Source organism: Pseudomonas sp. PICF6 (assembly GCF_009831705.1).
Lineage (GTDB): Bacteria > Pseudomonadota > Gammaproteobacteria > Pseudomonadales > Pseudomonadaceae > Aquipseudomonas > Aquipseudomonas rhizophila.
The window spans coordinates 54,708-60,484 of sequence record NZ_WUUD01000033.1; the positions used below are offsets into that span (position 1 = coordinate 54,708).

Consider the following 5,777-nt stretch of genomic DNA (forward strand, 5'->3'; position numbering starts at 1 on the left):
CGACGCCGAAGCCAGCGACGACGAAGAAGAAGCCGAAAGCGGTCCGGATCCGGTCATCGCTGCCCAGCGTTTCGGCGCTGTGGCCGACCAGATGGAAATCACCCGCAAGGCGCTGAAGAAGCATGGCCGCAACAACAAGCAGGCAATTGCCGAGCTGTTGGCACTGGCCGAGCTGTTCATGCCGATCAAACTGGTGCCAAAGCAATTCGAAGGCCTGGTCGAGCGTGTCCGCGGCGCCCTGGATCGTCTGCGTCAGCAAGAGCGCGCGATCATGCAACTGTGCGTGCGTGATGCCCGCATGCCACGTGCTGATTTCCTGCGTCAGTTCCCTGGCCACGAAGTCGACGAAAGCTGGACCGATGCACTGGCCAAAGGCAAAAGCAAATACGCTGAAGCCATTGCCCGCCTGCAACCGGACATCATTCGTTGCCAGCAGAAGCTGACCGCGCTGGAGGCCGAAACCGGCCTGACCGTCGCCGAGATCAAGGACATCAACCGTCGCATGTCGATCGGTGAGGCCAAGGCCCGCCGCGCGAAGAAAGAGATGGTCGAAGCGAACTTGCGTCTGGTGATCTCCATCGCCAAGAAGTACACCAACCGCGGCCTGCAATTCCTCGATCTGATCCAGGAAGGCAACATCGGTCTGATGAAAGCGGTGGACAAGTTCGAATACCGTCGCGGCTACAAGTTCTCGACTTATGCCACCTGGTGGATCCGTCAGGCGATCACTCGCTCGATCGCCGACCAGGCCCGCACCATCCGTATTCCGGTGCACATGATCGAGACCATCAACAAGCTCAACCGCATTTCCCGGCAGATGTTGCAGGAGATGGGTCGTGAACCGACTCCGGAAGAGCTGGGCGAACGCATGGAAATGCCTGAGGACAAAATCCGCAAGGTATTGAAGATCGCCAAAGAGCCGATCTCCATGGAAACCCCGATCGGTGATGACGAAGACTCCCATCTGGGTGACTTCATCGAAGACTCCACCATGCAGTCGCCGATCGATGTCGCCACCGTTGAGAGCCTCAAGGAAGCGACTCGCGAAGTGCTCTCCGGCCTCACTGCCCGTGAAGCCAAGGTACTGCGCATGCGTTTCGGCATCGACATGAATACCGACCACACCCTTGAGGAAGTCGGTAAGCAGTTTGACGTAACCCGCGAGCGGATTCGTCAGATCGAGGCCAAGGCCTTGCGCAAATTGCGCCACCCGACGCGAAGCGAGCACCTGCGCTCCTTCCTCGACGAGTGATGTTAAAAACCCCCGGCCCTGCCGGGGGTTTTGTTATGTGCAGATAAAATCCCCCCGCTACGCCCCCCCGCCCTATTGCCCGTCTACACTCGAAACATCCTCCCCAAGCCATGACGAGACCGTGATGCCCAGACTGACGGCCGTGATTTTGCTGTCATTGATGAGCTGGACCGCAACGGCTGGCGCGCTGACGCTCACCGACGAAGAGCGCCGCTGGCTCAAGGACCACCCCGACCTGCGCCTGGGTGTCGACGCCTCCTGGCCACCGTTCGAATTTCGCGACGATCAGGGGCGGTATCAGGGCCTGGCCGCCGACTACGTGGATGTTATCCGCGAGCGGCTGGCTGTCACGCTCACGCCTATCGAGCCCGTCAGCTGGACGATGGTGCTGGAGCAGGTCGCACAGGGCAAAATCGATCTTTTACCCGGCATCATGTCCACGCCCGAACGTCAGAACTACCTGGCCTTCACCCGCCCATATCTGGACTTCCCCATCGTCATCCTGGCCCATCATGGCGGTGCAGAACCTCATAACCTTGAGGATTTGTACGGGCTGAAAATCGCCGTGGTGGAAAACTATGCGCCCCACGAACTGTTGCGCAACCACCATCCAGACCTGAATCTGGTGGCGCTGCCCAATGTCAGCTCAGCCTTGCAAGCCTTGGCCACAGATAAAGTGGATGCGGTGGTGGGCGACCTGGCTTCCAGTGTCTGGAGCCTGCGCCAACTCAAGCTTGACGGGCTCTATGTCAGCGGAGAAACACCCTATCGCTATCAACTGGCCATGGGCGTCCCCCGGGAGAACAGGATACTGGTGGGTATCCTGGACAAGGTGATAGCGGACATGAGCCCGGCCCAGATCAGCGAAATCCAGGAGAAATGGGTCGGCAATGTCCGAGATTACCGAAGGTTCTGGTCAGACCTGCTGGTTTACGGCTTGCCGGCGCTGCTCCTCTTGAGCGGTGTCCTTGCGGCGGTGATTCGCATCAATCGCCGCCTCAGCTCAGAGATCGCGCGACGAGTCGATCTGGAACAAGAACTGCGCAGCAGCGAATACCACTACCGCGGGCTGGTGGAGAGCCTTTCAGCAATTGCCTGGGAGGCAAGGGTCAGTGACTTCACCTACAGCTACGTGTCGCCTCACGCCGAAGATCTGCTCGGTTATCCCCTCTCCCACTGGCTGATTCCAGGGTTCTGGCGCAACATCATTCATCCTGCCGACCTGATCCGCGCCCAGAGCTATTGTGAGCATGAAGTGCTGGCGGGCCGGGACCATTGCATTGATTACCGCGTGATCACTGCTGACGGCCGCTGCCTGTGGGTGCGCGATATTGTCAGCCTGATCGAACACGGCCACGAACCGGTGATGCGCGGGCTGATGATCGACATCAGCGAAGCCAAACGCACCGAGGAAGCCCTGCGCCTCTCCGAGCAAAAATTCGCCTCGGTATTTCGTCAATGTCCGGACATCCTGGTGATAGCGCGCCTGATGGACGGTTGCCTGCTGGAGGTCAACAAAGCCTTCGAGGAGCAGATTGGCCTGAGCGCCGCAGAGGTGGTGGGCCAAACCGCGACCGAACTGAACATCTGGGGCGTCCAGGACGTCGGCCCGGGCCTGCTGCAACGATTACAGGCCGGCAGTATCCGCAATCTGGAGATGCCTTTCCGTCGCAGCAATGGCCAGGTGTTCACCGGGCTGATCTCGGCCGAACCCTTCGACCTCGACACCACCCCAGCCCTGGTCGTGGTAGTGCGTGATATCAGCCAGCTCAAGGAAACACAGCAGCAGTTGCAGACTTCCGAAGAGAAGTTCGCCAAGGCCTTTCATGCCTCGCCCGACGGCCTGCTACTGTCCCGGCAAAGCGACGGCCTGCTGATTGAGGTCAACGAAGGCTTCAGCCGTATTACCGGTTTCAATAGCGCCTTGTCGGTGGACCGTTCCACCCTGGACCTGGGTATCTGGGTTAACCTCAATGAGCGCAAACAGATGCTCGACCAATTGCAACGAGACGGTTATGTCAGGGACTTCAGATGTCATATCCGCCGTAACGATGGGCAGATAAGGCTCTGCGAAGTGTCCAGCCGCCCTCTGCCCATCGGCAACGAAGACTGCATGCTGACCATCGCCCGGGACATCACCGAACGCCACCTGATGCAGGAAAAACTGCAACAGGCAGCCACCGTGTTCGAAAGCACTGCCGAAGGCGTGCTGATCACCGATACACAACAGCACATCAGCGCGGTGAACCGCGCCTTCAGCGAGATCACCGGCTATAGCGAAACCGAAGCCTTGGGTCACACGCCGCGGCTGTTGGCTTCCGGCCTGCATGACAGTGCGTTCTATGCCGCGATGTGGCACCAGTTGACCGCCGAGGGACACTGGCAGGGGGAGATTTCCAACCGGCGTAAAAACGGCGAGTTGTATCCCAGTTGGCTGACCATCAGCGCGGTGCGTAACCGGGATCGGGAAATCACCCATTTCGTTGCGGTCTTTGCCGATATTTCCAGCCTCAAGCACGCCCAGGCCCGACTCGATTACCAGGCGCACCACGACCCGCTCACCGGCCTGCCAAATCGCACATTGTTCGAAAGCCGATTACTGACGGCGCTCAACAGCCAGCAGGAAGATGGCGGCCAGGGTGCGGTGCTGTTCCTGGACCTGGACCGCTTCAAGCACATCAATGACAGCTTGGGACACCCGGTGGGAGATCTGCTGCTCAAGGGTATCGCCGTGCGCCTGCGCGAGCAGTTGCGCGATATCGATACCGTGGCGCGCCTGGGGGGTGACGAATTCATCATCCTGCTGCCAGGCCTGCAACAACCCAGCGACGCCGAACACATTGCCCAAAAACTGTTGAATTGCTTTGCCGCACCGTTCCAGGCCGGTGAACATGAGTTTTTCATCAGCGCCAGCATCGGCACCAGCCTGTACCCACAGGATGGCTGCGACGTCGCCACGCTGGTCAAGAATGCCGACGCGGCGATGTACCGCTCCAAGGCCAAGGGCCGCAACCGGGTTGAAAGCTACACCCGCGACCTCACCGCCCAGGCCAGTGAGCGGGTGGCACTGGAACACGAGTTGCGACGCGCCATCGAGCGCAACGAATTATCGTTGTCCTTCCAACCCAAATTCAGCCTTGCCGACAATCGCCTGGTGGGCGCCGAGGCGCTGATTCGCTGGACCCACCCCACATTTGGCGACGTACCGCCGGAGCATTTCATCCCCCTGGCCGAAGAAAACGGCATGATCCTGCAGATTGGCGACTGGGTACTGGAACATGCCTGTCGACAACTGTCCAAATGGAACGACGCCTACGAAAGCCTCGGCCCGCTGTCGGTCAACCTTGCCGGAGCCCAATTGCGCCAACCCAACCTGCTGGGGCGTATCGAACAGTTGCTGCGTGAGCACCACCTCAAGCCCGGCTTGTTGCAACTGGAAATTACCGAAAACTTCATCATGAGCCAGGCCGAAGAAGCCCTCGCGGTGCTGCACCAGCTGAAAAAACTCGGTGTGCAACTGGCGATAGACGACTTCGGCACCGGCTACTCCTCCCTGAGCTATCTCAAGCGTTTGCCACTGGACTTCCTCAAGATCGACCAGTCCTTCGTCCGTGGCCTGCCCGATGACCCGCACGACGTGGCCATCGTGCGGGCAATCATCGCCCTGGGCCGCAGTATGCAATTCACCATCATCGCCGAAGGCGTCGAGACCCTGGCGCAACAACAATTCCTGGCTGAAGAAGGGTGCGAACAGATCCAGGGCTACATCGTCAGCCTGCCCCTGTGTGCCGAAGAGTTCGCCGCAACGTTTCTTCGTATGACCGTATCGGATTTTTCGGATAGCACAGCCGAGAAACCGTCGCTATAATCCGCGGCCTACTGAGGGCCTATAGCTCAGTTGGTTAGAGCAGAGGACTCATAATCCTTTGGTCCACGGTTCGAGTCCGTGTGGGCCCACCATCTTGAAAGCCGCGCATTGCGCGGCTTTTGCGTTTTTGAGCGGCGAGACTGGGCGCACTGGCCAAAGGTCTTCATAAACAACCGCTGCGCAATAAGCACGTCATCCATGCGATGTATACCCGCCCAGCTATAGTGAATTTCGCCTATACCGGACGTTTAGAAGATCAAACTGGCAGTAGCACTCAACTGAACAGACATTGGGCAGCCCCTGAGGCTGATTAAGCACAACTCTCAGGGCGCCGAAAGTACCGCTCTGTAGTACAGTTGCGCCCGCCAGGGCCCGGCCACTGCCAGCGATAAAGGTCGGTTTAGCCCTCGAACGACTCGACGGTGCCATATGGCGGGTTTTCGGATCGGGAACGATCGGCGGCACCGAAACGTCCGAAGACGCGAAATCGGATGTAAAACCAGGCATAAACTGATCGCGGGACGCTCAAGAGAGCGATTCCGCCGATAATAAGAAATATAGGAGAAACAGATGGAATTCCTGCAAACGCTGTTTGGGTATGTCGACAGCCTCACGTGGGGGTGGTCGCTCATACCCATTCTCGTGGTCTTCGGAGTG

At 58.9% G+C, this 5,777-nt stretch carries 2 protein-coding genes and 1 tRNA gene; all 3 read left to right on the forward strand.

Annotation, left to right across the window (positions count from 1 at the left end; genetic code table 11):
• A partial coding sequence (gene rpoD, locus GSM73_RS23025; RefSeq protein WP_256677067.1) for an RNA polymerase sigma factor RpoD occupies positions 1-1,252 on the forward strand: 1,252 nt, incomplete at its 5' end.
• Positions 1,253-1,376: 124 nt separating this feature from the next.
• Complete coding sequence (locus GSM73_RS23030) at positions 1,377-5,120, forward strand: bifunctional diguanylate cyclase/phosphodiesterase (RefSeq protein WP_160893928.1); 3,744 nt, start codon at positions 1,377-1,379, stop codon at positions 5,118-5,120.
• 15 nt (positions 5,121-5,135) lie between these two features.
• A tRNA-Ile gene (locus GSM73_RS23035) sits at positions 5,136-5,212 on the forward strand.
• Positions 5,213-5,777 lie beyond the last annotated feature (565 nt).